Source organism: Bradyrhizobium sp. Arg237L, assembly GCF_029990105.1.
GTDB lineage: Bacteria > Pseudomonadota > Alphaproteobacteria > Rhizobiales > Xanthobacteraceae > Bradyrhizobium.
The window spans coordinates 52931-79830 of sequence record NZ_JAQMIL010000042.1 but is presented as its reverse complement, the minus strand read 5'-3'; the positions used below and the strand labels follow the sequence as shown (position 1 = coordinate 79830).

Here is a 26900-nt window from a genome sequence, read left to right as displayed (position 1 = left end):
GATGACGCAAAAGGGATTGACTGATCCAGGCCCGTTACAGAAGGGTGGGCAAAGCGCAGCGTGCCCACCCTTCTTGCACCGCTCGTGGATAGTGGGCACGCGGAGCCTGTCATCGGGCGCGCGTTCGCGCGACCCGTTGGCTTTGCCCACCCCTACCCAATGCTTTGCGCTACTTCGCGTTGGCGAACTCGGTCTTGGTCTCGTGGCCACCGAGGATGACGAGGAGGCCGGCTGCGAGCGGCAATAGCGACAGCACGAGCAGGCCGGTCGAGGTGTTGCCGGTGGCGTCCTTGACCCAGCCGATCAGATAGGGTCCGCCGAAGCCGGCGAGGTTGCCGATCGAGTTGATCAGCGCGATCGCGCCGGCTGCCGCGGTGCCGGAGAGCCAGGCGGTCGGCAAGGTCCAGAACACCGCGAAGGTGCAGAAGATGCCGATCGCCGCAACCGTCAGCACGACCATGGTGATGATGGGATCGGTGAGGTAGCTGGAGACGCCGAGCGCGAGCGCCGTGAGCAACAGCGGTCCGCCGACATGGGCGACGCGCTCCCGGCTGGCGTCGGAGTGCCGCGCCCATAACACCATTGCGATGGTGCCGAACAGATAGGGGATCGCAGTGACGAAGCCGGTCTGCGCGTTGGTGAGACCGAACGCTTTCACGATCTGCGGCAGCCAGAACTGCATGCCATAGAGCGCGCCGACGAAGCCGAAATAGATCAGGCTCAGCGTGATCACCTTGGGCGAGGACAGCGCCTCGCCGAGCGTGAAATGCCGCACCGCCTGTTTGGCCGCGGCCTCGGCGTCAAGCTTTGCCTTCAGCCACGCCTTCTGCTCCGCGGTCAGCCAGTTCGCCTTCTCCGGCTTATCGGTCAGATAGAACCAGGTGACGATGCCGAGCAGGACCGAGGGGATGCCCTCGATGATGAACAGCCACTGCCAGCCCCTCAGCCCCATCACGCCGTCAAGCCCAAGCAAAAGCCCGGAGATCGGCGCGCCGATCACGGTGGACACGGGAACGGCGACCGCAAACGCGGCCATGAAGCGGGCGCGGTATTCGGCCGGATACCAATAGGTCAGATAAAGGATGATGCCGGGGAAGAAGCCGGCCTCCGCCACACCCAGCAGGAAGCGCAGCACAAGAAAACTTCGCTCGCCGCTGACGGTCGCCATCAGCGCCGAGATCACCCCCCAGGTCACCATGATGCGGGCGATCCAGCGGCTGGCGCCGAATCTCTCCAGCGCGAGATTGCTCGGCACCTCGAAGATGAAATAGCCGATGAAGAAGATACCGGCGCCCCAGGCGAACACCAGCGGCGAGAACTTCAGGTCCGCGTTCATGGTCAGCGCGGCGAAGCTGAGATTGACGCGGTCGAGATAGGAGAAGAAGTAGGCCAGCACCAGGAACGGGATCAGGCGCGCCGAGATGGCGCGGATGGTCGAGGTCTCGATCTCGCTCTTCGCACTCGCGGCGGCGGCAAGTGTGGTGGTCTGGCTCATGGGTGTCCCCCCGAGGGCTGTTATTGCTATTGCCTTGGGGTTTTGAGCATCGGGCGCACGGTGTCAATCGGAATTGTGACAAAGGCTCGTCCGCGGGGTGGGGCGCGCACGGCCTCGGGTGCGAGCTTGCGCCCGGCGGCGGCCCTAAGCTTTAGCTCCGTCTCCACAAGGCTTGCCCGTTCATGATTGTCCGCATCCTGCTTTGTCTTTCGATCATCATTGCCGGCCTGGCGCTGCGCCGGTTCGGCTTCGGCGTGGGGCTTCCGGCGTTCGTTGTGAAGTATGGCGGCTCGCTGTTGTGGGGGACGATGGTATTCTTCCTGGTCGCGATTGCCGCGCCGGGATGGTCACGGTGGACGGTGGCCTCGATCGCGCTTGCGATCGCGGTGGCTGTGGAATTGTTTCGGCTGGTGCACACGCCGTGGCTCGATGCCTTCAGGCTGACGACCGCCGGCGCGCTGTCGCTCGGCCGCATCTTCTCGGCATGGAACATCGTCGCCTCGCCGCGGGCATTTTGCTGGGCGTGGCGTTGGATCGTTGTGCGGTGTTAGCTTTCGCCAAGAGCCAATAGCTGCCGTCATCGTCCGCGAAGGCGGACGATCCAGTAAGCTGCGGCCGCTCAGCTCAATCACTGCTGCCGGTGATTACTGGATGCCCCGCCTGCGCGGGGCATGACGGCTACAGTGCATGACCGCTGCAGTTGAAGCCTACCGCCGTGCTTTACGCGTCTTCTTCGCGGCCTTGGTCTTCTTCGCCGTCTTCTTGGCCGCCTTGGCCGAGCGCTTCTTGGCGGATTTCTTGCCGGCTTTGCTGGCCGACCTTTTCTTCACGGCCTTCTTTGCCGCGGCCGCCGTCCGTCTTGCGCTCGCTGCCGCCGGCTTCGGTGCGGCGCGCCGCTTGCGCGGCGGGGCCGTTGCCATCGGCGGCACCATCGGATCGGAGACGAGGCCGTCGGCGGCGAGCGGGACATAGGTCGCCGTGCGCTCGTCGGTTTTCATGTCCGTCTCGTCCGGCTTCAATGCCTCGCTGGCGGTGCTGGCGACGCCCTTCACCGTATCCGTGATCTTGTCAAGAATCGATTTATCCTTGCCCATAATGCCTCCCTGAAATTAGTCGCAACAAACTAACCGGCCGGGAGGCCGCGGGTTCCCGAGACGAAACTCAGTAGGGCGAGTTAGTCACTCGCTGTCGTCCGGGGCGATGCGCAGCATCGAACCCGGAATCCATGGCTCCGCCGGCGCACGTGGCGCAATGGATTCCGGGCCTGCGCCTTGCGGCGCATCCCGGAATGACAGCGGAGAAAGGGCGAACGGACATCATCCGTCATTGCGAGCCAATGGCTCTGCGCACCCTCAATTCAGTTAGCGAGTTGGAAGCGTTCGAAGCGATGCAGTTCTTCTTCGATGCGGGGCTTGAGCGCCTTGCGGGCGCCCCGCTTGGCGCCGTTGCCGACCCAGCTCCATTTCTGCATCAGCAGCCTCTTGTTCGGCCGGTCCGTCTTCAGGTCGATGGCGGCGACGATCTCATCGCCGACCAGGACCGGCAGCGCAAAATAGCCGAACAGGCGCTTGTCCTTCGGCACATAGGCCTCGAAGCGGTGGCCGTAACCGAAGAACAGTTCGGTGCGCTTGCGCTGGATGATGAGCGGATCGAATGGCGAGAGGATGTGGACCAGCGCGGGATCGCCCTCGCCCACCGGCTGCAGGGCCTCCGGACGCGCCCAATGCTCCTGCTTGCCGGCGCCTTCGAGCGCGACCGGCACCAGCTCCCCTCGGCGAAGGCGGGTCTCGATCAGGAGTCGCACCGCTTTCTTGCTGGGCGCATCGAGATGGCAGATCGAATCCAGGCTGACGACGCCCTGCGAACGCAGCGCGCGGTCGAGCAGATAAGCGGTGATCTCGCGCGGCGAGGCCGGCTTCGGCGGCTTGTCCCAGCCGAAATGCCGCGCCGTCAAGTCGTAGGTCTTCAGCATGCCGTTGCGCTCGCTGATCGTGAGCACGCCGGTGTAAAAGGCGAGCTGCAACGCGCGCTTCGACGGCTTGCGGCTCTGCCAGAGATGCTCCTTTTCCACCAGCACGTCGTCGTCGATGTCGCGGATGGTGAGCGGTCCCTGGCGGATCAGGCGCATCACCTTGCGCATGTCGGCAGGCGTGACCGAATTGAACCATTTGTGGCCCTCCCGCCTGTGCTGCCGCATCGCCGGCAGGAAGAAGCGGATATCCCCGGCCGGCACATAAGAGAGCGCATGCGTCCAGTATTCGAACACGCTTTTGTCGACGCCCTGGGCGTGGCGCAGATCGGCGCGGCGGTAATCGGGAATGCGGCTGTAGAGGATGTGATGGTGGGCGCGCTCGATCACGTTGATGGTGTCGATCTGCACGTAGCCGAGATGTTCAACCGCGGCAGCCACCGCGGCCGGCCCATCGCCAAACGGCACCGGCGTGTCGAGCCTTTGGGCGTGCAGCCAGATGTGGCGGGCGTCCGTCCTGCTCAGGGGGTGGGATGGAATCGGGCGGGGCATCGCCCGCAATGTAGCGGGATTCTGCCGCAGGGCACAGAAAAGGCCGCGCCAGATGGCGCGGCCAAAGCCATAAACCGGTCTCGAGGATTACTTGCCCGCCTGGGCCTCCAGGTAGTGCTTGCAGGCGCCGCGCATGTTGCCCTTGCTCATCTCGCTATTGGCCTTGCTGATGCTCTTGGCCATCGCCATCTTGCCGGGCCCTTCCGGCATCGTGTTCATCGAGGCCGTCGACTTGGCCATGTTCTCCGTCGTGCAGGCCATCAGCTTGGCTGAAGCAGGCGCAAAGACAACAGCCGAAAACGCAGCAGCCAGGATCAATCGTTGCATCGGAAAAATCTCCCTTGGAATGAAACCGGCGTGACACCGGCCAACACAATGCGCGTTGGCTCGCGGCCGCGTTTCCAGCGAAAAGTTATTTTTCCTGTATTGCAGTGGGATGAAGCAGAAGCGAGCTGCGACCAGCGGTCGCGGCGGTCGGCCGATCTATTGTCCATGACGCAAAGGCGGCCTTCTCGGGCCGCCCTTTCTATTTCCGCACCTGCCAGCGCATGATCACCGCAGATGGCGTCGTCACTAGGCAGCGGCCGATTTGAAGATGATGCGTCCTGGCGCGCCGGACTTGCGGCTTGGTTTCATGGTGATTTCGACATCCTGCTCGAACACCGTCAGCATTTTCATGAGACGTCCCGCCGAGTAGTCCTCGAAATCGCCGCGCAGGAGGCGGGACAGATCCGGCTGATGGATACCGATGAGCTTGGCTGCTTTCACTTGAGTAAGCCCGCGATCTTTGATCAGCCGATGCAGTTCGTTCACGATATTGGCCTTTAGCAGCCGTTCTTCCGCGTTCGGCAAACCGAGGTCTGCGAACACGTTGCCGCTGCTCTGATAGGCTTCCAGCTTCCGCTTGCTCATCGTTCTTGCCCTTTGCCGAAATGCGTCCGGTAGTGCGATTCAGCATCACGCAAACGCGCTTTGATCAGCTCGATATCTCGCTGCGGCGTCGCGATCCCTTTTCTTGCCTTCTTCTGGAAGGCATAAGCACATAAACGGTATCCGCGAACCGGACCGTGTAAACGGTCTGATAGGTATCGGTGTCAAAATCGTCAACAAGCTCCAAAACGGTTCGGCCGCCGAAGCCCTTCAGCGCCTTTGCAGCCAACGGCTCATCTCCGTTCTGGACCTGATGTAGCGCATAGCCGACCCGGCTTTGCACCTTTGCCGGAAATCGCTTCAGATCCTTCAGACTGGAACCGAGAAAGATGCAGGACTTTTGACTTGGCGTCTTGTTCACGACAACAACTGAATATAGGGGTATCCCTATAGATCGTCAACGTGATCTGGGTCACATTCCGGGCTTTGAACCTGACCTATCGTCGGAGCATCAAAGCGTCAGGCGAGCCAATCCGGCCGGCGCATACTTAAAGAGGATTTAAGACGATGACCCGCTTTTATGGACTTTCCATCCTGACGATCGGCGCCGCGCTGTCGATGACGGCGGGCCTGGCGTTCGCCGGCGACGGCGTCGTCCGGGCCGACCAGATCCTGAATGCCCTCAAATCCAAGCCGCTGACCCGCGGCCTGTCGACCGGCCCAGAGCAGGTCGACACCACGGCGACCGCCAAGGAGACCAAGTTCGTCGACAGCCTGCGCAACCGTCCGACCCGCTCGCTCTCGCTCGGCGAGCGCCAGGAGATCGCCGAGCTCGCCGCGACCAAGCCGCAGATCAACCTCGAAATCCATTTCGACTTCAATTCGGCCGAGATCAGCAAGAGCTCGGCACAGGCCGTGCAGGAACTCGGCAAGGCGCTGTCGAATCCGAGCCTGAAGGGTTCGACCTTCGTAGTCGCCGGCCACACCGACGCAGTCGGCAGCGAAGCCTACAACCAGGAGCTCAGCGAGCGGCGGGCCGACACGATCAAGAAATACCTGGCCGAGCGCTACGGCATCAACGGCTCCAACCTGGTCACCGTCGGCTACGGCAAGAGCAAGCCGAAAGATCCGAACGCACCGCTCGATCCGACCAACCACCGGGTTCAGGTCGTCAACATGGAAGCCAAGACGGCGTCGCAGTGATGTAGTCGCCGTAGCCCGGATGAAGCGCAGCGCAATCCGGGAAATGTTCGAGACACGGCGAAATGGACCCGGATTACGCTTCGCTTCATCCGGGCTACGGGGCTACGGCTTGTCGAGCATTTCCCTGATCCTTGCCGCGAGCACAGTCTGCGTCAGCGGCTTCTGCAACAGCGATACGTCGTCGTCGGGCCGATCCTGGTCGCCGACGGCGTTACCCGCATAGCCGGTCATGAACAGCACCTTCAGGTTAGGCTGGATACGGTGCAGTTCGTCGGCCAGTTCGCGGCCGTTCAGGCCGGGCATGATGATGTCGGTGAGCAGCAGGTCGACATGGAACCGCCCGCTCTTGAACAGTGCCAGCGCGGCTGAGCCATTGGCGGCTTCACGGACTTTGTAGTTGAGGTCCTGCAGAGTCTCCACAAGGAAGGACCTCACGCTGTCTTCGTCCTCGACCACCAGGATCGTCTCGTTGCCGGCACTGCCGACCACCGGCGCGCTGTCCGCCTTGACCGGGTTGGCGGTTGTTAGAGGCGCCTGGTAGGCGGGCTTGAGATCGGGCGGCTCGCCCCGCGCATGGGTGAGGAGCTGCTGTGTCAATAGCGCCGCCCTCTGCGCGCTGGTCGAGGCATTGCCGATCACGCGCGCCAGCCGGTCGCGCTTGACGCCGCCGTCCGATTGCACGCTGCGCGCGGCGATTTCGAGGTTGCCGCTGATAACAGTCAAGAGATTGTTGAAATCGTGCACCACGCCGCCAGTCACCTGCTGCGACTGTCGCAGCAAGTCCTCGGCCTCGCGGAGCTGCGACGGCGAGGGCAGCGCCAGGAGCTTCGGCAGCAGCGGCCACAGCATGGCGGCGGTGACAATGGACGCGGCGGCCGTCAACAATTTGACGATGCCCTCGATGCCGTAGATCGGCACCCAGAGCGTGACGATCGACAGCACGTGGGTGAAGCCGCAGAACAGGATGAAAAGCGCAAAAGCCCAGAAGACCCAGCCGAACGCGACGTCGCGCCGCTTCGACACGAAGATGGCGAGCGCCACGGGGATGGAGAAGTAGGCGGCCGCGATCACCGCATCAGAGATGACGTGGAGCCAGATCAGTCCAGGTTCCCACAGCAGGCAAATTCCGTGCGGGGAAAGCGTTGACGAATCGAAGAGACGCTCCAGCATGACGGTCGTTCCACTGCCTTGAAGCAGATCGATGGACCTACCTTTGCATGCCAAAATCCATGAGGGGGTGCGGCACGTCAAGCCCGCCGCGACAGCTCAGATCCAGCCCCGGAACAGCATCAGGTGGTTGAACGTCGCCGTCGAGGTACCGATGAAGGCCGCCGAGATCGGCAGCATGACCGCAAAGCCCAGCGCGCCGATGGCGACGAAGGCCCATAGCAGCCAGCGCGGAGTCCGGCCGCGGGTCAGCGCGTAGACCAGGGCAAAGCTCGCGGTGGTCGCGGCCGGCAGGTAGTAATAGATGAAGCCGAGCGTGCGCGGCAGCAATGCCCAGGCGAGATAGGGACCAAAATAGAACGCCAGCACCAGGGACGCATCCGCCCGCCGCACCACGATCCAGTCGAGCAAGGCCACGGCGAGCGCGGCTAGCGCCGGCCACAGGATCAGGGGATTGCCGAGCAGCACCACTGCGGCGATACAGTCGTCACCGAGCTTGTCGAAGAGATACCAGACCGGGCGCACCAGGAACGGCCAGGACGGCCATGGGCTCATATAGGTGTGGCCGGTGATCGCGGTGGTGGTGTTGTCGGCAAAGATGCGGCGCTGCGCCTCCAGGATATCGGGAAACGAAAATCCGCAGAGCGGAACAAAGCTGGCGAGATAGACGATCGCGGGCAACAGCACGAAGCATGCGGCAAAGTGACGGGGACGAAAATCGGGCCAGAGGTCGGGCCGGTACCAGTCCTCCGGCTTGGGATCGGCGAACTGCGTGCGCCAGCCCTGCATCAGCCGAATCACGGCGACGATCGCGATGCAGGTTGCGAGCACGAACAGGCCGCTCCATTTGCAGGCGGCAGAGAGGCCGGATGCGATCCCGGCAAGCGCAAAGTAAAGCTGCGGCCGCGCCCGCCTGAAGCCGTAGGCGAACGCCGCGATCGCGAACAGGCTGAAGGCGAGCGCGAAAATATCGAGCATCGCGATCCGCGACTGCACGAACAGCATCTGGTTGAATGCCGCGATTAGCATTGCCGCGATCGCCGATGACTGCCGGGTGAACAGCGCCAGTCCGCCGAGATAGACCGCGACCAGCGCCAGCGCTCCGAACAGTGCGGCGGGATAGCGCCAGCCGAATGGATTGTCGCCGAAAATCCTGATCGACAGCGCGATGAGCTGCTTGGCGAGCGGCGGATGCATCGGGTTGAGCATCGGCTCTCGCATCACCGGCTCCAGCATCTGCCGCGCCGCCGGCACGTAATGCACCTCGTCGAAGTAGAATTTTTCCGGCGCGGTCACGCCGATCAGGAGCAGGAGATGCGCGACGATAAAGATGCTTGCCGCGGTGAGAACAGTGCGCGCGAATGGAACGGAAGGTGATTCAGGCACGATATCTTCGGCGATCGCGGTGCAGCAAGAAAGCCAATTGTGAGCGCCGCCGATTTTTCTGTCTACCGCATTGAACTATTTCGCGTCGACCGTCACCAGAACTCGACGTCGTAGGACTGAGACGCGTAGGCTGGGCAAAGCGACTTGTCCGCCGTAGCTCGAAGAGCGAAGGCGGAAGCGTGCCCACCATCACGAGTAGAGTGCTGAGGGTGGGCACGCCGCGAAGAGCGCCTTTGCCCACCCTACGCATTTGCGCTGGTGTCACGCCGCTGACGTGCCCTCATACGCGCGGCGCAGGCCTTCGATATCCAGCTTGACCATGCCGAGCAAGGCCTGCATCGCGCGCTGTGCGCCGGCCTTGTCGGGGCCGCCGATATATTTGGGCAGGACGTTCGGCACGATCTGCCAGGAGACGCCGAAGCGGTCCTTCAGCCAGCCGCATTGCTCGGCCTTGCCGCCATTGGCGAGCAGCGCGTCCCAGAGCCGGTCGACTTCGGCCTGGTCGGCGCAGTCGATCACGAAAGAGACGGCGTGCGTATATTCCATTCGCATCCCGCCGTTCAGCGCCATGAAGCGCTGACCGGCCAATGTGAACTCCACCAACAGCACTGTACCGGCTTTGCCGGCGGGACCATCGATGATGTTCTTCTGGACCGTCTCGATGCGCGAATCCGGCAACAGCGAAACGTAGAGCTTGGCGGCTTCCTCGGCTTCGCCGTCGAACCACAGGCAAGGGGTAATCTTGGACATGAGAAACTCCTTTACGTGATCGACGATCAAGCGCCGGCGGTTGCGGCCTTGGTGGCCGCCTCGACATCCATCCACATCACTTCCCAGATGTGACCGTCCAGATCCTCGAAGCTGCGGCCGTACATGAAGCCGAAATCCTGCTTCGGCCCGGGGTCGGCACTGCCGCCGGCGCCGGTGGCCTTGCCGACGATGTCGTCGACGGCGTCGCGGCTGTCGGCCGAGAGGCAGATCAGGACTTCGCTCGATGTTTTTGCGTCTGCGATCTTCTTGGGCGTGAATTGCCGGAACTTGTCATGCGTGAGTAGCATGACGTGAATGGTGTCGGAGAACACCATGCAGGAAGCGGTATCGTCGGAGAATTGCGGATTCTTGGCCGCGCCGATCGCCTGATAGAAGGCGGTCGCGCGGGCGAGGTCAGTGACCGGCAGGTTCACGAAGATCATTTTGGACATCAAGGGCTCCTTTGCATGGGGTCCGGCCCAAGGACGGATGGGCGGGCGCGAGTCCGACAAGGGGGGTGAAGAAATTTTTGCGGTGGGAACCCAAGCGCCCTTACGTCGCGATCGGCGTCGGCATGGTCAGGAACGACCGCGTCACGTGCCAGAACAATTGCCGGTTTATCGCGAGCACCACCTAATGGGCTGTGCCGGGGAGGATGACGAACTGGCGGTCGCCGTTCGGCAGCCGGTTGAAGAACTCCTCGAGATCGGCGACCGTCGCAATGCCGTCATGTTCGCCGCGAATCAGGAGCACCGGCGCCAGCACCTTTTCGGGATGCACCACCGGCAGATTGGCGGTCATGTCGAGATAGGTGCCGGTCGGGATCTGGTCGCCGAACTGCAATTCCGCATCCGCCAGCGCTTCCATCACGGCGGGGTCGGAGGTGCCGGGCTTGTCGCGGGTCGCGATCGAGCGGATCATGTCGCGGTCGCGCTTGCGCATGTTGTGCGAACGGTAATAGTCAAGCTGCTCGGCGCGCTTTGCCAGCGTCGGCGATCCCTCGCCCTTGTAAGTGAATGCCGTGAACACCAGGTGATCGATCCGCTCGGGCGCGACCATGGCGTAGGCGCCGGCGCGCAGCGCGCCTGAGGACTCGCCGACGAAATGATACTTCTGCCGGCCGGTCGCACCGGCGATGACCTCGACCGCGGCTTTCAGGTCCTCGACGCCGCTGGCGATATCGGAATTGCCCGACGTGCGGCCCGACTTGCCGTAATTCTCGTGGTCCATGGTCCAGCAGTCGAACCCATAGCGGGCGAATTCATTCATCACGGAATATTCGCCCTTGCCGGGCACGCTGACGTCGAACACCCGCGAGGTCACCGACGAGCCGTGAACGAAGAACACCACCGGCCGTGACGGCTCCCCGGCCTTCGGGGCGCCGATTCGCTTGCGGTACATCCAAAGCGGAACGTCGCCCTTCTTCGCCCAGTATTCGCTGCTCCATATCTCCCCGCCTCGCGGCGGAACCGGCGTCTCGGCCCGCATCGGCGACGCGCCGATTGTGCCGGCGGCCATACCGGCGCCGATACCCTTGATGACCGTGCGCCGTGGGACCGTGTGTTCGGAACGCGCCATCGCTTGTCTCCCCGGTGGTTTCGGATTCTCTGTCCGATCGTTGGTCACGACTTTAGCAGCGTTGGCGCGGCGTTGCGAGAGAGCTGGAAATGATCGCGCCGTCCGCGCGCGTCGCAAAACCCGGCGCACGCGTTTGTGAACATTGCCGCGGGAAGAAGTCGCGGACGCTTTGCAAAACTGAGCCTAGTCTTTGCTGCCGCGAGACCGGAGAAAATCCGGCGCAATCCAGGGAGCACTTCATGAGCAGCAACCTCACCGAAGAAGAACTTGCAGCTTTGATGCCGTCGGAACTTTGCCAATACCCGACACCGATCCCGACCCAGATCGTCTCCAGCGACGAGTTCTATCCCGACCCGCAGAACGAACGGCAACGCGAGGTCGAGGCGCGGCTGCTCGCGATGGCCGACGAGATCGGCGCCAAGCAAGGCATGGACCGCCGGAGATTCTTCCAGACCGCAGCCGGCATGGCGGCCGCCTTCGTGGCGATGAACGAGGTCTATGGACCGCTGTTCGCGGTGAGCAAGGCCGAAGCCGCAACGCCTGCGATGGCGCAGGAGCGCGCGGACACGCTGAAAGACCAGTTCATCATGGACATGCACACGCATTTCCTGCGCGATGACACCCGCATCATGGGCTTTGTCGAGATGCGCAAGGCGGTCGGCAAGGCGGGTTGGAACAAGCAGCTCAGTGAGCACGAGCAGACCATCGAGGATCTGAAGTTCAACAACTACAAGAAGGAGATGTTTCTCGACTCTGACACCAAGATCGCGCTGATCTCGTCGGCGCCCTCCGACATTGAGCAGGACTGGTTCCTGACCAACGAGCAGATGGCGGACGCGCGCAAGAAGATCAACGACGAGGCCGGCTCGCGGCGGGTGTTCTGTCACGCGATCTTCACGCCCGGCCAGCCCGGTTGGCTCGACAAGCTCGATGCGGCGCTGGCGCTGAAGCCGGAGTCCTGCAAGGGCTACACGATCGGCGACAACACCCACAAGGAGATCAGCCGTTATCCGTGGCGAATGGACGACGAGAAGGTCGCCTACAAGGGTTACGAGAAAATGGTGAAGGCGGGCATCAAGAATGTCTGCGTGCACAAGGGACTGTTCCCGCCGGGCATCGAGAAGCAATATCCGAACCTGCGCGGCTTCGCCGACGTTGCCGATGTCGGGCAAGCCGCGAAGGACTGGCCGCAGCTCAACTTCATCATCTATCACTCCGCCTACCGCCATGTCGGCGGCGACCCCAAGGTGGCGCTCGCCGAGTTCGAGCGCACCGGCCGCATCGCCTGGACCTCTGACCTTGCGGACATCCCGGCGCAGTATAGCGTCAACAATGTCTATGGCGACGTCGGGCAGTTGTTTGCCACCACGCTGGTGGCCGAGCCGAATGTCTGCGCCGCGCTGATGGGCACGCTGATCAAGGGTCTCGGCGTCGACCACGTCTGCTGGGGCTCGGACTCGCTCTGGACCGGCGCGCCGCAATGGCAGATCGAGGGCCTCAGAAGGCTCGAGATCCCCGAGGCGATGCAGAAGAAATTCGGCTATGCGCCGCTCGGTCCTGCAGACGGACCGGTGAAGCGCGCGATCTTCGGCGACAACAATGCCCGCCTCTACGACATCCAGCCCAAGCGCGCGATGCTGGAATTGAAGGGCGACCGCTTCGCGATGATGCGAGCCGAGTACGAGAAGGCCGGGCCGGAGCCATCGAACATGCGCTACGGCTACGTGGTGCCAAATGGGACGATTGACCACCACGTTTTTGCGTGAGCTTTGCGGATCGGCAGCGCCGCGTAACGTTGTGCTGCGCTGCCGATCCGGCGCCTATTCGGTAGGCATCTCCGCCTCGCCTTTTCTGTTTGCACGGTAGTCTTGCATCACGCTTGCGTCATGGGCGCAGAAATCCCACCCCTGGTTTTTGACATTCAGGAAAAGGCGGCTTTACGAATAGAGGCAGCGGCTGCGTTACAATAACTGGAGCCTTCAGCCATGGAGTCTGCTGTTCGATTGCTGCCCAACTCGACCGACGACGGCGAAGAGAGCGTCACGGATGACGCCGCCCTTCTTAAGCGTCTTTCCGGTATCGTCGGAAGATCCCATGTGCTGACCGGCATGGAGAGCACCCGCAGATTCTGCACCGGCTTCCGTTTCGGGCAAGGTCAGGTCGTCGCAGTGGTCCGCCCCGGCACCCTCGTCGAGCAGTGGCGGGTGTTGAAGGCCTGCGTCGCCGCCAACAAGATCGTGATCATGCAGGCCGCCAATACCGGTCTTACCGGCGGCTCCACGCCCGACGGCAACGACTATGACCGTGGCATCGTATTGATCAGCACCATGCGGATCGCCGGCATCCACCTCATCAACGACGGCAAGCAGGTGGTGTGCCTGCCGGGCACGACGCTCTATCAGCTCGAGGACCGGCTCCGGCCGCTGGGGCGGGAGCCTCATTCCGTGATCGGCTCGTCCTGCATCGGCGCCTCCGTGTTCGGCGGCATCTGCAACAATTCAGGCGGTGCCCTGATCCACCGCGGCCCCGCCTTCACACAACTCGCCCTGTTCGCCCGGATGGACGAAGCTGGCGACGTTCACCTTGTCAACCATCTCGGCATCAACCTCGGCAATGATCCCGAAGCGACGCTGGAAAGGCTCGAAAGCGGAGCCTTCACGGAGGCCGACGTCGCGAACGATTCGAACCGGCTTGCGTCCGACCACGACTATGCGACTCATGTTCGCGATATCGACGCGCCGACGGCAGCCCGCTTCAATGCCGATCCGCACCGGCTGTTCGAGGCGTCAGGCAGCGCCGGCAAGGTCATGCTGATGGCGGTGCGGCTCGATACTTTCGCCAGGACCGAGCGAACCGGTGCCTTCTATATCGGCTCCAACGATCCTTCCGAACTCGAAACGATCCGCCGGCACGTCCTGGCCAGCTTCAAGTCGTTGCCGATCTCCGGTGAATATCTGCACCGCACGGCCTTCGACATTGCGGAAAAATACGGCAAGGATACTTTTCTGGCGATCCACTATCTCGGCACTGCCTGGCTGCCGCTGCTGTTCGCGATCAAGGGACGCTTTGACGGCATCTGCGAACGCCTGTCCTTCCTGCCGAACCACCTCAGTGACAGGATGATGCAATTTGCGAGCTCGCTGTTTCCGCATCACCTGCCCAAGCGAATGATGGACTATCGCGACCGCTTCGAACATCACCTGATCCTGCAGATGGGCGATGACGGCATCGAGGAAGCATCGCAATATCTGAAGTCGATCTTTCCCTCGAAGAATGGCGACTTCTTCACCTGCAGCAAGGACGAAGGCGCCAAGGCGATGCTCCACCGCTTCGCCGCTGCGGGCGCTGCGGTGCGCTATCGCGCCGTCCACGCCCGCGAGGTCGAAGACATCGTCGCCCTTGATGTCGCGCTGCGCCGCAATGATGAGCAGTGGTGCGAAAGCCTGCCGCCCGACATCGATGCAAAGCTTATGCACAAGCTCTATTACGGCCACTTCTTCTGCCACGTCTTCCACCAGGACTACATCGTGGCGAAAGGACATGACTGTCTGGCGATCGAAGAGCAGATGTGGAAACTGCTCGATCAGCGCGGTGCCGAATATCCAGCCGAGCATAATGTCGGCCATCTCTATCATGCGAAGCCTGCGCTGGTCGAACACTACAAGGCGCTGGACCCCTGCAATGCCTTCAACCCCGGGATCGGGCGAACCACCAAGTGCCTGCACTGGAAGACCGGGCTTGAAGCAGGGTCGGCCCAGGCCCCCAAGATCAGCGCTTCCTGGACTTCCTGAACCGACCGCGACGTCGACAACGACGGAAGCATCTTTCGAGGCACATCGTCCAGCCATGATCGTCACATGACCGACGCGTCCTTGATCTCGGGTTTTGCAGCACTGGCCGGTGCCGCCATCGGAGGCCTGACCTCGGCAACGGCGGCGTGGTTCACCCAGCGCACCATGGCGCATTCACAATGGTCTGCTGGCGAAAATCTGCGCCGGCAGGACATCTATCGCGAATTCATCGAGATCGCATCGAAATGCTACATCGACGCGCTCCAGCACGAGAAACCCGACATTTCAGATCTGGTCGGGATTTATGCCAAGATCTCGCGGATGCGGGTCTTGTCATCCGCCGGGATTGTCGACGAGGCCGAACGGGTTGCGCAGAGAATCCTCGATACCTACACCGAGCCCGACAAGACCTTCGTCGAACTGCGAGGCATGGCCGAAGACCATGCCATCGACCTCCTGCATGGCTTCAGCAAGGCCTGCCGGCTGGAGTACGAGCAGTATCGCTCGCGGCAATTCTAACGCCATCATCGCCGCGAGGTCCCAATAATGACATCGCGGCTTCGCCGTCATTTCTTCTCATCGGGATGGCGGTGGACGGGATCGACCCACAGCACCGTCTCCGGCTTCTCCACCGGCTCGATGTCGAGATTGATCGCGACCGCCTCGCCGTCGCTGCGGACCAGCACGCATTCGAGCACTTCGTCCGGGCTGGCGTTGATCTCCTGATGCGGCACATAGGGCGGCACGAAGATGAAATCGCCGGGGCCGGCTTCGGCCGTGAATTGCAGATGCTCGCCCCAGCGCATCCGCGCCTTGCCCTTCACGACATAGATGATGCTTTCGAGATGGCCGTGATGATGCGCGCCGGTCTTGGCGTCGGGCTTGATGGTCACGGTGCCGGCCCACAGCTTCTGCGCGCCGACGCGGGCAAAGTTGATCGCGGCCTTGCGGTCCATGCCGGCCGTCGACGGCACGTTCGGATCGAGCTGGTTGCCGGGAATAACGCGGACGCCGTCGTGCTTCCAGCGTTCGTCATGGTCGTGGGAATGGGAGTGATCGTGGGTACCGCTCATCTCTGCTGCCTTCAAAAAGACTGTCGCGGTAACGCTACAGAAACTCGCGGTCATAGGCCAGACGAAACAGATGCTTCTGCTCGTCATGGCCGGGCTTGCCCCGGCGATCCACGTATTGGCCTGTCGCTCGAGAGAGCGTGGATGCCCGGGACAAGCCCGGGCATGACGGAGAGAGAGCTCTACTTCACGGCTAGTAATTCGACGTCGAATAACAGCGTCGCATTCGGCGGGATCACGCCGCCGGCGCCGCGCGCGCCATAGCCCAGATTGGGCGGGATGATGAGGGTGCGCTTCCCGCCGACCTTCATCGTACCGACGCCCTCGTCCCAGCCGGTGATCACCTTGCGCTGGCCGATCGGAAATTCGAACGGCTCGTTGCGATCCACCGACGAGTCGAATTTCTTGCCCTTCTGGCCGTTCTCGTAGAGCCAGCCGGTGTAATGCATGACACAGATCTGGCCGGGCTTCGGTGAAGGACCGGTGCCGACCACGGTGTCGATGATTTGCAATCCTGAAGGTGTCGTCACGGTTTTTCCTGCTGGTTGGGCCGATGCCATCTTCGACAGGGCCGGAACGGAGATCGCGGCCGCGGCGGCAGCGATGGTCTTGACGACGGTGCGTCGAGTGAAGTTCATGTTACCACCTTTCGGATTGGCGCCCAGCATCAATAGCCGAGCGCGCAGCCGTCCTTGCGCGGATCGGAACCGCCCGTCAACGTGCCCTTGTCCCAGTCGATCCAGATCGCCTGTCCGCCGCCGAGCGGAGCAACCACGCTGGTGGTCTTGTGCCCGATCTTCTTCAGGCCTTCGACGATCGCGGCCGGCACGCTGTCCTCGAGCTGATAGACGCCCTCGTAATGCAGGCCGCGCGGCATGTCGATCGCTTCCTGCACGTCGCAGCCATAGTCGAGGATGTTGGTCAGCACACGGGTCTGGCCGACCGGCTGGTACTGCCCGCCCATCACGCCGAACGGCATGATCGCGCGGCCGTTCTTGGTCGCAAGGCTCGGGATGATCGTATGCAAGGGACGCTTGCCCGGCGCGATGCAATTGGGATGGCCGGGCTGGATGCGGAAGCCGCCGGCGCGGTTCTGCAAGAGGATGCCGGTCTTGTTGGAGACGATCGCCGAGCCGAAGGAATGCGCGATCGAGTTGATGAAGGAGCAGACGTTGCGGTCCTTGTCGACCACGGTGATGTAGACCGTCGACGGATTCATCGGCGGCGCGACATTGGGCAGCTCGAGCAGCCGGTCCATCCGGATGTTCTTGATGTATTCGTCGGCGAATTCCTTGGCCAGGATGCCGGCGACGTCGACATGGACGTGCCGGGGATCGCCGATGTACTGCTCGCGCATCATGTAGGCGATGCGCGCGGCCTCCGCCTCGAGATGGAAACGCTCGACGCTGAGCGCGGGGAATTTTGTGAGATCGAAACGCGAGAGGATGTTGAGCATCACCAGCATCGTGATCCCGGGGCCGTTCGGCGGGCACTGCCAGACGTCGTAGCCCTTGTAGATGGTGCCGATCGGCGCGGTGACCTCGGTCGAATGGTCAGCGAAATCGTCCAGCGTGTGCAGGCCGCCGATGCTGCGCAGCGTCGCGACCATGTCCTCGGCGATCTCACCGGTGTAGAAAGCCTTCGGACCGTCCTTCGCGATCGCGCGCAGCGTCTTGCCGAGCTCGGGCTGGCGGATCACGTCGCCGGCGACTGCGGGCTTGCCGTGCGGCAGCAGATAGCGCTCGGTGTTGGTGCCGTTCTTCAGCTTCTCGAACTGGTTCTTCCAGTCGAAGGCGATGCGGGGCGCGACGACATACCCCTCTTCCGCGGCCTTGATCGCCGGCTGCAGCAGCTTGTCGAGGCCGAACTTGCCGTGATCATTGAGGATCGTCTGCCAGGCGTCGACAGCGCCGGGAATGCTCACCGCATGCGCCGAAGTGAGCGGCACCGAATGGATCTTGCGCTCGAGATACCATTCTGCGGTCGCCGCCATCGGCGCGCGGCCGGAACCGTTATAGGCCGTAATCTTGCCCTCGCCTCTCGGCTGCACCAGCGCAAAGCAGTCCCCGCCGATGCCGGTCGATTGCGGCTCGATCACCGCAAGCAGCGCCGATGCGGCGATCGCCGCATCCACTGCCGTGCCGCCCTCGCGCATCACGTCGATCGCCGCCAGCGCGGCCTCCGGATGCGACGTCGCCACCATTCCGTTGAGGGAGTGGACGGTGGAGCGGCCGGCGAAATGGAAGTTTCTCATTAAAGGTAGCTCGCTTGGTTGTTCTGCATTGGAGTTCCCGGCGGGGCGGGAGCTACATGACATATTCGTGCCGTTCTCGGCAATGGCTGGCATGCCAGAGCTGCGTTGCGCCGGGAAATCCGACTAAGGGTTTTCGCTGGCCCAACCGCCTGATAAATCCGCGCCATGCCGCTGAAAGTCGCCGCCTTCTACCAATTCGCCAGCCTGCCCGATTACCGGGAGCTGCGCGACCCCTTGCACGCAATCTCTGCGGGTCTCGGGTTGAGGGGCAGCATCCTGCTGGCGAGCGAGGGCGTCAATGGCACGATCGCGGGACGCGCTGAGGCGATCGACGCCTTTATTGCGGAACTGGGGCACGGCGCGCTGTTCGGCGGCCGGCTTGACAGGCTGGAGCTGAAATTCTCAGCGGCCGCCGAGATGCCGTTCCAGCGAATGAAGGTGCGGCTGAAGAAGGAGATCGTCACGCTCGGCGATGCCTCCGTCGATCCGACGCGGCAGGTCGGGATCTATGTCGACCCGGCCGAATGGAATGCGCTGATCGCGGATCCCGACACGCTTGTGATCGACACCCGCAACGCCTTCGAGGTCGCGCTGGGCACGTTCGAGGGCGCGGTCGACCCCGGCATCAAGAGTTTCGGACAGTTCAAGGACTTTGCCGCGCGCGAGCTCGATCCGGCCAGGCACAGGAAGATCGCGATGTTCTGCACCGGCGGCATCCGCTGCGAAAAGGCGAGCAGCTTTTTGCTCGCGCACGGGTTCGGTGAAGTGTACCACCTCAAGGGCGGCATCCTGAAATATCTGGAAGAGATGCCGAAGCAGGAGAGCCGCTGGCGCGGCGAATGTTTCGTGTTCGATGAACGGGTCGCGCTCGGCCACGGCTTGCGCGAGCGCGGAAAAGAGACCGCCCATGACTGACGCGAAGACGACTGATATGAAGACACTCGCCGAGCGCATCGATGCGCTGGAAACGCGGATCGCCTATCAGGACGACACGATCGAGACGCTGAACGAGACCATCACCGCGCAATGGAAGCAGATCGATGCGCTGACGCGGCAGGTGGCAGAATTGCGCGAGCAGTTGCAGGAAGCCGAAAGCAATACGGCCGCCCCGATCAACGAGCGGCCGCCGCATTATTGAAATGTGGCCGTCGTCCCGGGCTTGACCCGGGACCCATAACCACCGGTGCTCGAAGAAAACTCAGGACGCTGTTCCGAGTCCAATACTAGATCCTGTGGTTATGGGTCCTCGCTTTCGCGAGGACGACGGAGGCTCGTTCGCGACGACAGCTAGCGGAACATCGCCTTCACCTTTTCCCAGAGCGACGGGTCTTCGCTCTCGCCATCGTGCTTGGTCGGCGAGGGCTGGGCCGCGCTCACGGGGTCAGACGCCGGGAAGGTGTGTTCCAGGCCGGCCTCGAGCTTCTCGTGCGTCTCGCGGTCGGCGGCGAGCGCCTCGCGCGGATCATCGGCATGCTTGTCATGCGGCGCCGGATTGAATTTCTCAGCCATATGCTCCCTCCATTTGCGCCCAATCAACGCACCGTGCTCTCCGGGAGTTCCAGATCTGCCTTGGCCGGAAGCGGCGCGCCGTGTATCAGAAGCGTCAAAATGTCAGCCGTTTCAGCAGGAACCTTTCTTGTCCCAAGATTCCCGAGCTTCTTCCAAGCCGCTCCTTGATGTGCTTGCCGGCAAGCGCCAGCCGGTCCCGCCGATCTGGATGATGCGGCAGGCCGGCCGCTATCTGCCCGAATATCGCGAGTTGCGGGCCAAGGCCGGCAGCTTCCTCGATCTCTGCTTCACGCCGGACTATGCCGCCGAAGTCACGCTGCAGCCGATCCGCCGCTTCAACTTCGATGCAGCCATCATCTTCTCCGACATCCTCGTCATTCCATATGCGCTGGGACGTTCGGTGCGGTTCGAGGCCGGCGAAGGCCCGCGGCTCGATCCGCTCGATACGCCGGAAAAAGTGAAGACGCTAGCGGCGCATGCGGACTTCACGAAGCTCGAGCCGGTCTATGAAGCGCTGCGTCGCGTGCGGCGCGAGCTCGACGACAGGATCGCGCTGATCGGCTTCTGCGGCGCGCCATGGACGGTCGCGACCTATATGGTCGCAGGCCAGGGCACGCCCGATCAGGCACCGGCGCGGATGATGGCCTATCGGCACCCGCAAGCGTTTGCCGCCATTGTTGACGTGCTGGTGGAGAATTCGATCCACTATCTCGTCAGTCAGTTGAAAGCCGGCGCCGACTGCCTGCAACTGTTCGACACCTGGGCCGGCGTGTTGCCGCCGCGCGAATTCGAACGCTGGTCGATCGAGCCGGCGCGCCAAATCGTCGAGGGCGTCCGCAAAGAGATGCCTGACGCCAAGATCATCGGCTTTCCCCGTGGCGCTGCCGGCATGCTTCCCGCCTATGTGGAAGCAACCGGCGTCAACGCCGTCAGCATCGACTGGACCGCGGAGCCGGCGATGATCCGCGAACGCGTGCAGAGCCGCGCCGCGGTGCAGGGCAACCTCGATCCGCTCGCGCTGATCGCCGGCGGCGACGCGCTCGATCGCGCAATCGACGATGTGCTGGCGAATTACGGCAAGGGCCGGCTGATCTTCAACCTCGGCCACGGCATCCAGCCGGAGACACCGATCGCCCATGTCGAACAGATGGTGCAGCGGGTGCGGGCGTTTAGAGGCTGAACTCCCCTCCCACCGTCATGCGCCGCCACCGGGTCTCGCCTTCGGCGAGCCCGATGACAGGCTCCGACGGGGCATCCAGTAACCGCCAGCGCTCATTAGAACCGAGAGGCCTGCGTGTACTGGATCATCCGCCTTCGCGGATGATGACAGCAGAATTTCTGGATGCGTCAGCCCGTAGCCCGGATGGAGCGAAGCGTAATCCGGGGTTCGGCGCCGCAATGAAGAGTCCCGGATTGCGCTTCGCTCCATCCGGGCTACGCAAAACTAACGCGCATCCTCCAAAATCATGTCGGACGCCTTCTCCGCGATCATGATCGTCGGCGCGTTGGTGTTACCCGACATCAGGTCGGGCATGATCGAGGCATCGACCACGCGCAAACCTTCGATGCCGCGCACCTTGAGTCGCTGGTCGACGACGGCCAGCGCATCGTTGCCCATGCGGCAGGTCGAGGTCGGGTGATAGACGGTTGAGCCGGTGCGGCGGCAGAAATCGAGCAGATCCTCGTCGCTAACCGTCTTCGGGCCCGGCTCGATCTCTTCCGCACAATAGGTCTTCAGCGCCGGTGCAGCGAGGATCTTGCGCAGGATGCGGAGGCCGTCGATGAAGGCGCGGCGGTCGGTCTCGGTCGAAAGATAATTGATGCGGATTTCCGGCGGCATTGATGGGTCCGCGCTTTTGATGCGAAGCGAGCCGCGGCTTTCGGGACGGAGCTGGCAGACGGAGGCGGTGAAGCCCGAAAACGTGTGCAGGTTCTCGCCCATCTTGTCGGTCGAGAACGGGATGAAGTGGATCTGGATGTCCGGCGTCGCCAGCCGCGGATCGGTCTTGAAGAATGCGCCCGAAGTGCCGGCGGCGATCGTCAGCGGTCCGCGCCGCAAGGCCGCATAATGCGCACCGGCCCAAAGGCGGCGCAGCGGATGATTGACGACGTCGTTGAGCGTGACACGCTGCAGGCAGCGCGTGATCAGCCGCACCTGCAGATGATCCTGCAGATCATTGCCGACGCCCGCCTGGTCAAGCACGACCTCGATGCCGTGCTTCCTCAACAGCTCCGCCGGCCCGACGCCGGAGAGTTGCAGCAGTTGCGGTGAGTTGTAGGCGCCGCTGCAGACCAGGATCTCGCGCCGCGCACGCGCCGTGCGGACACGCCCCTCCTGCTTGAATTCGACCGCGCGCGCATGGCGTCCTTCGAAGACGATGCGCTGCGCCAGCGCCGAGGTCTCGACATGCAGATTGCCGCGCTTCATCGCGGGGCGCAGATAGGAGAACGCGCTGCTGGCGCGGCGGCCGCGCCGCGTCGTGGTCTGGAAGAAGCCGGCGCCTTCCTGGGTCGCGCCATTGAAATCGGGATTGGTGGGAATGCCGACCTCGTCCGCCGCCTTCACAAAGGCTTCCGACAGCGGATCGTGATGCCGCCAGTCCGACACCGGCAGCGGACCGCCCGCGCCGTGATACTTGTTCGCGCCGCGCTGCTGATCTTCCGCCCGCTTGAAATAGGGCAGCACCTCGTCATAGCCCCAGCCGGCATTGCCGCGCTGGCGCCAGCGGTCGTAATCCTCGTGCTGGCCGCGCACATAGAGCAGACCATTGATCGAGCTCGATCCGCCCAGCACTTTTCCGCGAGGCTGAAACACCTTGCGCCCGTGCAGTTCCGGCTCGGGCTCGGTCTGGTACATCCAGTTGACGGTTTTTTCCTTGAACAGCTTTCCATAGCCGAGCGGGACATGGATCCAGATGTTGGTGTCCTTGGGTCCCGCTTCGAGCAGCAGCACCGAGTTCTTGCCGTCGGCGCTCAAGCGATTGGCGAGCACGCAACCGGCGGAACCGGCGCCCACGACGACGTAATCAAATTCCAAGCTGTCGCTGTTATTGTTCATTTGTTTCCCCCAGGTTTTTATTTTCTGTGGTGGTACAGACAAAGCTACAATTTGAAAAGACTTATCGCCATGCGCCTTCGCCTGAGGGCCTTGACTGCCACGCTCGATTGGCCGCTCCGCCGGCAGCGCCGCGCCCGATCGCCGTCAAGCGCATTTGTATCGATTTGTTAGCGATGCACGCGCACGCGGTTATCACAACGTCTTGTTGCGATGTCCGCACCCTCCATAATTCATAGTTTGTCAAAGCTTTGCGGCGAGGTTCCGCAATCGGCGCCCGCCTTGGGGCCAAGCCTGCAGGGCGAGGGATGCGGACGTATCTGAGCTCATATTTCTCAAAATTGTTCGCCGGCGATCTCGCCGCGTTCGGCGGACCGGCAACGGACGAGACGGGCGCCGGCTATATCCGCTCTGAGCAGATGTCGCTTGTGCTCGGCCATGCCGTCGGCTTCATGCTGGCCAACGTCTGCAACGCGACCATACTTGCGATCGCGCTCTGGCACTCGGCGGACTGGCTTCCTGCCACCACCTGGACCGCGGCCGTGGCCGGCGGCGCGATATGGCTCGGATGGCAGTCACGCGCGTCGCGACGAATTGCAAAGCCGCAGTTCGTCTCTCGCCGCACCATGCATCGATTGGTACAAAACGCACTCGTGCTGGGATCCGCGTGGGCGATCGTTCCGGTGGCGTTCTTTGCCAACGCCTCCAACGGCGGCCAACTGGTGATTACCTGTCTTTGCGCCGGAATGCTTGCGGGCGGCGCGCTCGCCTTCGCTACCATCCCGATCGCCACCATCGCCTTTACCACGCCGATCTTTATCGGCTCCACGATCTGCCTGTACAGGATTGGCGACTTCGTCTACCTGCTGGTTGCAATCCTGCTCGCGATCTATGGCTTCGTGCTGCTCCGCGCCGTGTTCGTCAACTCCTTCGAATTCACACGGCGCATCATCACCCAGCTCGAGGCGGAGCGGACCGTGCGGCGGGATCTGCTGACGGGGCTGCCCAACCGAATTGCCTTCAACGAAACCCTGGAAGCCGCGCTTGACCGGCTGGCACGCACCGGCGAGGAGTTTGCCGTGCTGCTGCTCGATCTCGATCGCTTCAAGGAGGTGAACGACAAGTTCGGCCATCCCGCCGGGGACGAGTTTCTGGTCCAGGCGGCTGCGCGACTGCAACGCTGCACCCGCGCCACCGAACATGTTGCACGCATCGGTGGCGACGAGTTCGCGCTGATCATGGCCAATCTGACCAGGCCGAAAGACGCTTTCGAGATCGCCGAATGTTTCGTTGCCGCCTTCGACGATCCGTTCGTGATCGATGGACGCGAAGCGTTCGGGGCAACCAGCGTCGGCATCGTGCTGGCGCCGCGCGACGGCAATACGCCCCACGACCTCATGAAACATGTCGACATCGCGCTGTATCGCGCCAAGAAGGCAGGACCCGGCACGATCTGCTTCTTCGAACCCGGCGACGACAAGTCGGCGCGCGATCGCCTGGCGTTGCGGCGGGATCTGGAAGGGGCAATCGAGCGGGACGAGTTGTTCCTGGTGTATCAGCCATTCATCGAGATCGGCGAGAACCGCATCACCGGGTTCGAGGCGCTGCTGCGCTGGCGGCATCCCGAGCGCGGACTGGTTTCGCCCAGCGACTTCATCCCGATCGCGGAAGAGACCGGGCTGATCCACCAGATCGGCGAGTGGGTGGTCCGCCGCGCCTGCCTGACGCTTGCCGAATGGCCCGACGACATCCGCGTGGCCGTGAATTTCTCCGCGGTGCAGTTCAACAATGCCGGCATCCTGCAGACGATCGTGCAGGCGCTTGCGCAAGCCGGCGTGCGCCCCGATCGGCTCGAGATCGAGATCACGGAATCGATGCTGATCGCAAAGTATGGATCGGCCTTGTCGATCCTGAACTCGCTGTTGGATTTGGGAGTGACGGTTGCGCTCGACGATTTCGGCACCGGCTTCTCCTCCCTGACATACTTGCGCAAACTGCCTTTCAGCCGCATCAAGATCGACCAATCCTTCATCCGCGACATGCTGGTGCAGCCCGACTGCGCCGCAATCGTCAAATCCGTGATCGGGCTTGCGCGGGAGCTGCGCATCGGCGTGGTGGCGGAAGGCGTTGAGACGGCCGACCAGCTCGAATATCTGCGCCAGACGAACTGCGACGAAGCCCAGGGCTATTTCATTGGCCGGCCGGTTCCGGCCGAACAGATCCCTGCTCTGCTGGACAAGATGCAGCGCTCGATCCACGCGGCCTAGTTGGACGCCGAACCGTTCCGACTTGCTCCGGCCACTGTGATGACGCGTCGCCCTGCTCTGTCTTTAAGTGGTCAGATTTTTTGCGACTGCGAAATGGCATCCGCGATACCAGGACCAGTCACCTCGAACACCGCGAGGCACGTCGTCGCATCACGGAACTCATGGGTAGAAAAAATCGATTTTCGATTGACGGCAATGGTCGAGCCCGTCAATCTCCGCCGCCATGAACGGCATCGAGTTGAGTTTTCGTGAGGGATTTGGCGAAGAGCGGCCGCGCAGCCTGACGTCTGCGGTGCAGGAGCGGCTGCGCGCGGACATCCTTTCGACCCGGCTCTTGCCCGGCCAGAAGCTCCACATCGCGGGTCTCGCCAAACAGTTTTCCGTCAGCCTCGCAGCGGTGCGCGAGGCGCTGTCGCGGCTGGTGGCGGATGGGTTGGTGCAGGCCTCCGACCAGCGCGGCTTTCGCGTCAGCCCGGTCTCGCTCGCCGATCTCGCCGACGTCACGCAGACGCGGATCGATATCGAGGGACTGGCGCTGCGGCGTTCGATCGAGCGCGGCGACGCCGCCTGGCTCGCGGCCGTCGAGGCCGCCTGGGAGGCGCTGAAGGCGGTGCCCTACCGCTATCCCGATCAGCCGGGCGTGCACTATGAGGAATGGGTGGTGCGCCACCGCGTTTTTCATCGCGCGCTCGTCAATGCCTGCGGCTCGCGGTGGCTGCTCGGCTTTCGTGACGAATTGCACGAGCAGAGTGAGCGCTATCGCCGGCTGTCGATCCGGCGCGAGGTCGGCAAGCCGCGCGATGTCGAAGCCGAGCACGCCGCGATTGTCGAAGCCGTACGCAGGCGCGACGCGGATGCCGCCGTCATCGCGCTGTCCAAGCACTTCACGGTCACCATGGAATTCGTCGAGCTCGCCGCGCCCCGGATCTCGGAGGTGAACGGCACGAACTGAAGGCCGGGAGCAGTTCCCGGAAACAAACAGCCATCCCGGAGGAAACAGAACTATGCCCATGTCCCGCCGCCATGCCCTGGCGTCGCTCGTCGCCGTCACCGTGCTCGCTGCGCCTGTCGCCGCCTCCGCGGCCGAGACGATTCGCGTCGGACTGCCGACCAAGACCTATTGGCCGACGACGATCGCCGAGACCGCCGTGCGGCAGAAGCTGTTCGAAAAGGAAGGCATCAACGCCGAACTGACGATCTACCGCGGCGGCGCCGAGACCTTCGAGGCGATGGCGGCAGGTGCTGCCGACATCATTCTCGATCCGCCCTCGCTGGTGTCGGCCGGGCGCAAGAAGGGCGTGATGTCGAAACTCGTTGCCAACGCCGCGATGGGCAGCTTCGGCTGGCAACTGATGGTGCCGGTCAAGTCGACGCTCGAGGTGAAGGATCTGAACGGCAAGAAAGTCGCGATCACCTCGGCTGGCTCCGGCTCCGACCTGCTCGCGCTGTGGACCGCGCAGGACAAGAAGCTCGAATTCACCCGCGTGCCGGTCGGCGGTGGCGGCCTGGTGCCGAACCTGCTCGCGGGCAATGTCGATGCCGCCGTGGTCTATTCGCCGCTAAGCTTCCAGATTGCGAAAACGAGCGAGGCACGCACCATCCTCGACTATGCCAAGGAGGTGCCGCCCAATTTGAGCGCCGGCTGGATCGTGCTCGACAAATATGCCGATGCCAAGCCCGAGGTGGTGCAGAAGGCCGTCAACGCGCTCTACGGCGCGCTGCAATTCATGCGCGCCAACCGCGACACGACGGTGAAGCTGATCGCAGAGCTTTACGAGATGCCGGCCGAGATCGCCGCGCTGGAATATGAGAACACGATTCTGAAGCTGGAGACCGACGGCAATATGGGTGCCGCGAACGTGCCCGCCGCCGTGCAGCTTTCGCTTGATCTCGCCAAACTCGGCGGGCTCAAGGACATCGTGCCGGTGGAGGAAATCATCTCCACCAAGTTCAAGCCGGCGCCGACGAAGTTCTGAGATGCAGA

General features: G+C 62.9%; 27 protein-coding genes. 11 read left to right on the top strand and 16 right to left on the bottom strand.

The genetic code is table 11. The annotated features are described in order from the left end of the window. Nucleotides 1-169: 169 nt before the first annotated feature. Nucleotides 170-1495, bottom strand: a complete 1326-nt coding sequence (locus OZ411_RS24500) for an MFS transporter (RefSeq protein ID WP_282530002.1) — start codon at nt 1493-1495, stop codon at nt 170-172. Between the two features lie 182 nt (nt 1496-1677). Here OZ411_RS24500 and OZ411_RS24495 point away from each other — a divergent pair, with 182 nt between their 5' ends. Then, nucleotides 1678-2046: a DUF2809 domain-containing protein gene (locus OZ411_RS24495; RefSeq protein WP_349017034.1), complete on the top strand. Its 369-nt coding sequence runs from the start codon at nt 1678-1680 to the stop codon at nt 2044-2046. A 156-nt stretch (nt 2047-2202) separates the two neighbouring features. On the opposite strand, the gene OZ411_RS24490 is transcribed toward OZ411_RS24495, so the two are convergent. The 5 genes from OZ411_RS24490 to OZ411_RS24470 form a co-directional block, all read right to left on the bottom strand. Then, the gene (locus OZ411_RS24490) at nt 2203-2589 is read right to left on the bottom strand and encodes a hypothetical protein (protein ID WP_282530001.1); all 387 of its coding nucleotides are present in this window, start codon (nt 2587-2589) and stop codon (nt 2203-2205) included. A 263-nt stretch (nt 2590-2852) separates the two neighbouring features. Further along, nucleotides 2853-4016 carry a crosslink repair DNA glycosylase YcaQ family protein gene (locus OZ411_RS24485; RefSeq protein WP_282530000.1) on the bottom strand — a complete coding sequence of 388 codons (1164 nt, stop codon included), beginning with the start codon at nt 4014-4016 and terminating at the stop codon, nt 2853-2855. A gap of 87 nt (nt 4017-4103) precedes the next feature. Continuing rightward, nucleotides 4104-4343, bottom strand: a complete 240-nt coding sequence (locus OZ411_RS24480) for a hypothetical protein (RefSeq protein ID WP_282529999.1) — start codon at nt 4341-4343, stop codon at nt 4104-4106. Nucleotides 4344-4589: 246 nt separating this feature from the next. Continuing rightward, complete coding sequence (locus tag OZ411_RS24475) at nt 4590-4928, bottom strand: helix-turn-helix transcriptional regulator (RefSeq protein ID WP_282529998.1); 339 nt, start codon at nt 4926-4928, stop codon at nt 4590-4592. Between the two features lie 64 nt (nt 4929-4992). Then, complete coding sequence (locus OZ411_RS24470; RefSeq protein ID WP_349017033.1) at nt 4993-5307, bottom strand: type II toxin-antitoxin system RelE/ParE family toxin; 315 nt, start codon at nt 5305-5307, stop codon at nt 4993-4995. A gap of 146 nt (nt 5308-5453) precedes the next feature. On the opposite strand from OZ411_RS24470, the gene OZ411_RS24465 reads away from it, so the two are divergent. Further along, the gene (locus tag OZ411_RS24465) at nt 5454-6089 is read left to right on the top strand and encodes an OmpA family protein (RefSeq protein ID WP_282529997.1); all 636 of its coding nucleotides are present in this window, start codon (nt 5454-5456) and stop codon (nt 6087-6089) included. 102 nt (nt 6090-6191) lie between these two features. Here OZ411_RS24465 and OZ411_RS24460 read toward each other — a convergent pair whose 3' ends face one another. The 5 genes from OZ411_RS24460 to OZ411_RS24440 all read right to left on the bottom strand — a co-directional run bounded on the left by OZ411_RS24460 (nt 6192) and on the right by OZ411_RS24440 (nt 10970). Continuing rightward, nucleotides 6192-7259 (bottom strand): response regulator, encoded by a 1068-nt coding sequence (locus OZ411_RS24460; protein ID WP_130576823.1) that lies wholly within the window; start codon nt 7257-7259, stop codon nt 6192-6194. A 96-nt stretch (nt 7260-7355) separates the two neighbouring features. After that, nucleotides 7356-8645, bottom strand: coding sequence for a phospholipid carrier-dependent glycosyltransferase (locus OZ411_RS24455; protein WP_282530003.1), 1290 nt, complete (start codon nt 8643-8645; stop codon nt 7356-7358). Nucleotides 8646-8903: 258 nt separating this feature from the next. Beyond that, nucleotides 8904-9392 (bottom strand): VOC family protein, encoded by a 489-nt coding sequence (locus tag OZ411_RS24450; protein WP_282529996.1) that lies wholly within the window; start codon nt 9390-9392, stop codon nt 8904-8906. A gap of 26 nt (nt 9393-9418) precedes the next feature. Further along, on the bottom strand, nt 9419-9844 hold the full coding sequence (locus OZ411_RS24445) for a VOC family protein (RefSeq protein WP_282529995.1): 426 nt from the start codon (nt 9842-9844) through the stop codon (nt 9419-9421). Between the two features lie 181 nt (nt 9845-10025). Continuing rightward, a complete protein-coding gene (locus OZ411_RS24440) occupies nt 10026-10970 on the bottom strand; it encodes an alpha/beta fold hydrolase (protein WP_282529994.1) in 945 nt (314 codons plus the stop codon). Between the two features lie 239 nt (nt 10971-11209). On the opposite strand from OZ411_RS24440, the gene OZ411_RS24435 reads away from it, so the two are divergent. The 3 genes from OZ411_RS24435 (at nt 11210) to OZ411_RS24425 (ending at nt 15280) form a co-directional block, all read left to right on the top strand. Next, nucleotides 11210-12736: an amidohydrolase family protein gene (locus tag OZ411_RS24435; protein WP_282529993.1), complete on the top strand. Its 1527-nt coding sequence runs from the start codon at nt 11210-11212 to the stop codon at nt 12734-12736. Nucleotides 12737-12955: 219 nt separating this feature from the next. Beyond that, on the top strand, nt 12956-14761 hold the full coding sequence (dld, locus tag OZ411_RS24430; protein ID WP_282529992.1) for a D-lactate dehydrogenase: 1806 nt from the start codon (nt 12956-12958) through the stop codon (nt 14759-14761). 66 nt (nt 14762-14827) lie between these two features. Next, nucleotides 14828-15280 carry a hypothetical protein gene (locus tag OZ411_RS24425; protein ID WP_282529991.1) on the top strand — a complete coding sequence of 151 codons (453 nt, stop codon included), beginning with the start codon at nt 14828-14830 and terminating at the stop codon, nt 15278-15280. Nucleotides 15281-15327: 47 nt separating this feature from the next. On the opposite strand, the gene OZ411_RS24420 is transcribed toward OZ411_RS24425, so the two are convergent. The 3 genes from OZ411_RS24420 to ggt form a co-directional block, all read right to left on the bottom strand. Further along, the gene (locus OZ411_RS24420; protein ID WP_028162586.1) at nt 15328-15834 is read right to left on the bottom strand and encodes a cupin domain-containing protein; all 507 of its coding nucleotides are present in this window, start codon (nt 15832-15834) and stop codon (nt 15328-15330) included. Nucleotides 15835-16013: 179 nt separating this feature from the next. Beyond that, complete coding sequence (locus OZ411_RS24415; protein WP_245475627.1) at nt 16014-16391, bottom strand: FKBP-type peptidyl-prolyl cis-trans isomerase; 378 nt, start codon at nt 16389-16391, stop codon at nt 16014-16016. 107 nt (nt 16392-16498) lie between these two features. Continuing rightward, complete coding sequence (gene ggt / locus OZ411_RS24410; protein ID WP_130576815.1) at nt 16499-18085, bottom strand: gamma-glutamyltransferase; 1587 nt, start codon at nt 18083-18085, stop codon at nt 16499-16501. A gap of 165 nt (nt 18086-18250) precedes the next feature. Here ggt and OZ411_RS24405 point away from each other — a divergent pair, with 165 nt between their 5' ends. Both OZ411_RS24405 and OZ411_RS24400 read left to right on the top strand, forming a co-directional pair. Beyond that, a complete protein-coding gene (locus tag OZ411_RS24405) occupies nt 18251-19000 on the top strand; it encodes a rhodanese-related sulfurtransferase (RefSeq protein ID WP_282529990.1) in 750 nt (249 codons plus the stop codon). Then, entirely contained in the window at nt 18993-19223 is a 231-nt protein-coding gene (locus tag OZ411_RS24400) for a SlyX family protein (protein WP_130576814.1), read from the top strand. The genes OZ411_RS24405 and OZ411_RS24400 overlap by 8 nt, the downstream gene beginning before the upstream one ends. Before the next feature lie 149 nt (nt 19224-19372). On the opposite strand, the gene OZ411_RS24395 is transcribed toward OZ411_RS24400, so the two are convergent. Further along, nucleotides 19373-19594 carry a hypothetical protein gene (locus tag OZ411_RS24395; protein ID WP_282529989.1) on the bottom strand — a complete coding sequence of 74 codons (222 nt, stop codon included), beginning with the start codon at nt 19592-19594 and terminating at the stop codon, nt 19373-19375. Between the two features lie 127 nt (nt 19595-19721). On the opposite strand from OZ411_RS24395, the gene hemE reads away from it, so the two are divergent. Next, nucleotides 19722-20774, top strand: a complete 1053-nt coding sequence (hemE, locus tag OZ411_RS24390) for a uroporphyrinogen decarboxylase (RefSeq protein ID WP_282529988.1) — start codon at nt 19722-19724, stop codon at nt 20772-20774. Between the two features lie 264 nt (nt 20775-21038). Here the strand turns inward: hemE and OZ411_RS24385 are convergent, their stop codons facing one another. Further along, the gene (locus tag OZ411_RS24385) at nt 21039-22652 is read right to left on the bottom strand and encodes a choline dehydrogenase (RefSeq protein ID WP_282529987.1); all 1614 of its coding nucleotides are present in this window, start codon (nt 22650-22652) and stop codon (nt 21039-21041) included. A 305-nt stretch (nt 22653-22957) separates the two neighbouring features. Between OZ411_RS24385 and OZ411_RS24380 the strand changes: the two genes are divergently transcribed. The 3 genes from OZ411_RS24380 to OZ411_RS24370 all read left to right on the top strand — a co-directional run bounded on the left by OZ411_RS24380 (nt 22958) and on the right by OZ411_RS24370 (nt 26892). Next, complete coding sequence (locus tag OZ411_RS24380; protein WP_282529986.1) at nt 22958-24916, top strand: EAL domain-containing protein; 1959 nt, start codon at nt 22958-22960, stop codon at nt 24914-24916. Nucleotides 24917-25139: 223 nt separating this feature from the next. Then, a complete protein-coding gene (locus tag OZ411_RS24375; RefSeq protein WP_282529985.1) occupies nt 25140-25868 on the top strand; it encodes a GntR family transcriptional regulator in 729 nt (242 codons plus the stop codon). A gap of 52 nt (nt 25869-25920) precedes the next feature. Then, nucleotides 25921-26892, top strand: coding sequence for an ABC transporter substrate-binding protein (locus OZ411_RS24370; RefSeq protein ID WP_282529984.1), 972 nt, complete (start codon nt 25921-25923; stop codon nt 26890-26892). Nucleotides 26893-26900 lie beyond the last annotated feature (8 nt).

Bases quoted from the DNA above. Each gene is read 5' to 3' on its own strand.
- OZ411_RS24460 (WP_130576823.1), bottom strand. From the start codon at position 7,259: ATGCTGGAGCGTCTCTTCGATTCGTCAACGCTTTCCCCGCACGGAATT.
- OZ411_RS24465 (WP_282529997.1), top strand. From the start codon at position 5,454: ATGACCCGCTTTTATGGACTTTCCATCCTGACGATCGGCGCCGCGCTG.
- OZ411_RS24485 (WP_282530000.1), bottom strand. From the start codon at position 4,016: ATGCCCCGCCCGATTCCATCCCACCCCCTGAGCAGGACGGACGCCCGC.
- OZ411_RS24395 (WP_282529989.1), bottom strand. From the start codon at position 19,594: ATGGCTGAGAAATTCAATCCGGCGCCGCATGACAAGCATGCCGATGAT.
- OZ411_RS24440 (WP_282529994.1), bottom strand. From the start codon at position 10,970: ATGGCGCGTTCCGAACACACGGTCCCACGGCGCACGGTCATCAAGGGT.
- OZ411_RS24405 (WP_282529990.1), top strand. From the start codon at position 18,251: ATGCCGCTGAAAGTCGCCGCCTTCTACCAATTCGCCAGCCTGCCCGAT.
- ggt (WP_130576815.1), bottom strand. From the start codon at position 18,085: ATGAGAAACTTCCATTTCGCCGGCCGCTCCACCGTCCACTCCCTCAAC.
- OZ411_RS24450 (WP_282529996.1), bottom strand. From the start codon at position 9,392: ATGTCCAAGATTACCCCTTGCCTGTGGTTCGACGGCGAAGCCGAGGAA.
- OZ411_RS24445 (WP_282529995.1), bottom strand. From the start codon at position 9,844: ATGTCCAAAATGATCTTCGTGAACCTGCCGGTCACTGACCTCGCCCGC.
- OZ411_RS24490 (WP_282530001.1), bottom strand. From the start codon at position 2,589: ATGGGCAAGGATAAATCGATTCTTGACAAGATCACGGATACGGTGAAG.
- OZ411_RS24370 (WP_282529984.1), top strand. From the start codon at position 25,921: ATGCCCATGTCCCGCCGCCATGCCCTGGCGTCGCTCGTCGCCGTCACC.
- OZ411_RS24500 (WP_282530002.1), bottom strand. From the start codon at position 1,495: ATGAGCCAGACCACCACACTTGCCGCCGCCGCGAGTGCGAAGAGCGAG.
- OZ411_RS24375 (WP_282529985.1), top strand. From the start codon at position 25,140: ATGAACGGCATCGAGTTGAGTTTTCGTGAGGGATTTGGCGAAGAGCGG.
- OZ411_RS24415 (WP_245475627.1), bottom strand. From the start codon at position 16,391: ATGGCATCGGCCCAACCAGCAGGAAAAACCGTGACGACACCTTCAGGA.
- OZ411_RS24480 (WP_282529999.1), bottom strand. From the start codon at position 4,343: ATGCAACGATTGATCCTGGCTGCTGCGTTTTCGGCTGTTGTCTTTGCG.
- dld (WP_282529992.1), top strand. From the start codon at position 12,956: ATGGAGTCTGCTGTTCGATTGCTGCCCAACTCGACCGACGACGGCGAA.
- OZ411_RS24380 (WP_282529986.1), top strand. From the start codon at position 22,958: ATGCGGACGTATCTGAGCTCATATTTCTCAAAATTGTTCGCCGGCGAT.
- OZ411_RS24475 (WP_282529998.1), bottom strand. From the start codon at position 4,928: ATGAGCAAGCGGAAGCTGGAAGCCTATCAGAGCAGCGGCAACGTGTTC.
- OZ411_RS24495 (WP_349017034.1), top strand. From the start codon at position 1,678: ATGATTGTCCGCATCCTGCTTTGTCTTTCGATCATCATTGCCGGCCTG.
- OZ411_RS24435 (WP_282529993.1), top strand. From the start codon at position 11,210: ATGAGCAGCAACCTCACCGAAGAAGAACTTGCAGCTTTGATGCCGTCG.
- OZ411_RS24385 (WP_282529987.1), bottom strand. From the start codon at position 22,652: ATGAACAATAACAGCGACAGCTTGGAATTTGATTACGTCGTCGTGGGC.
- OZ411_RS24420 (WP_028162586.1), bottom strand. From the start codon at position 15,834: ATGAGCGGTACCCACGATCACTCCCATTCCCACGACCATGACGAACGC.
- OZ411_RS24425 (WP_282529991.1), top strand. From the start codon at position 14,828: ATGACCGACGCGTCCTTGATCTCGGGTTTTGCAGCACTGGCCGGTGCC.
- OZ411_RS24400 (WP_130576814.1), top strand. From the start codon at position 18,993: ATGACTGACGCGAAGACGACTGATATGAAGACACTCGCCGAGCGCATC.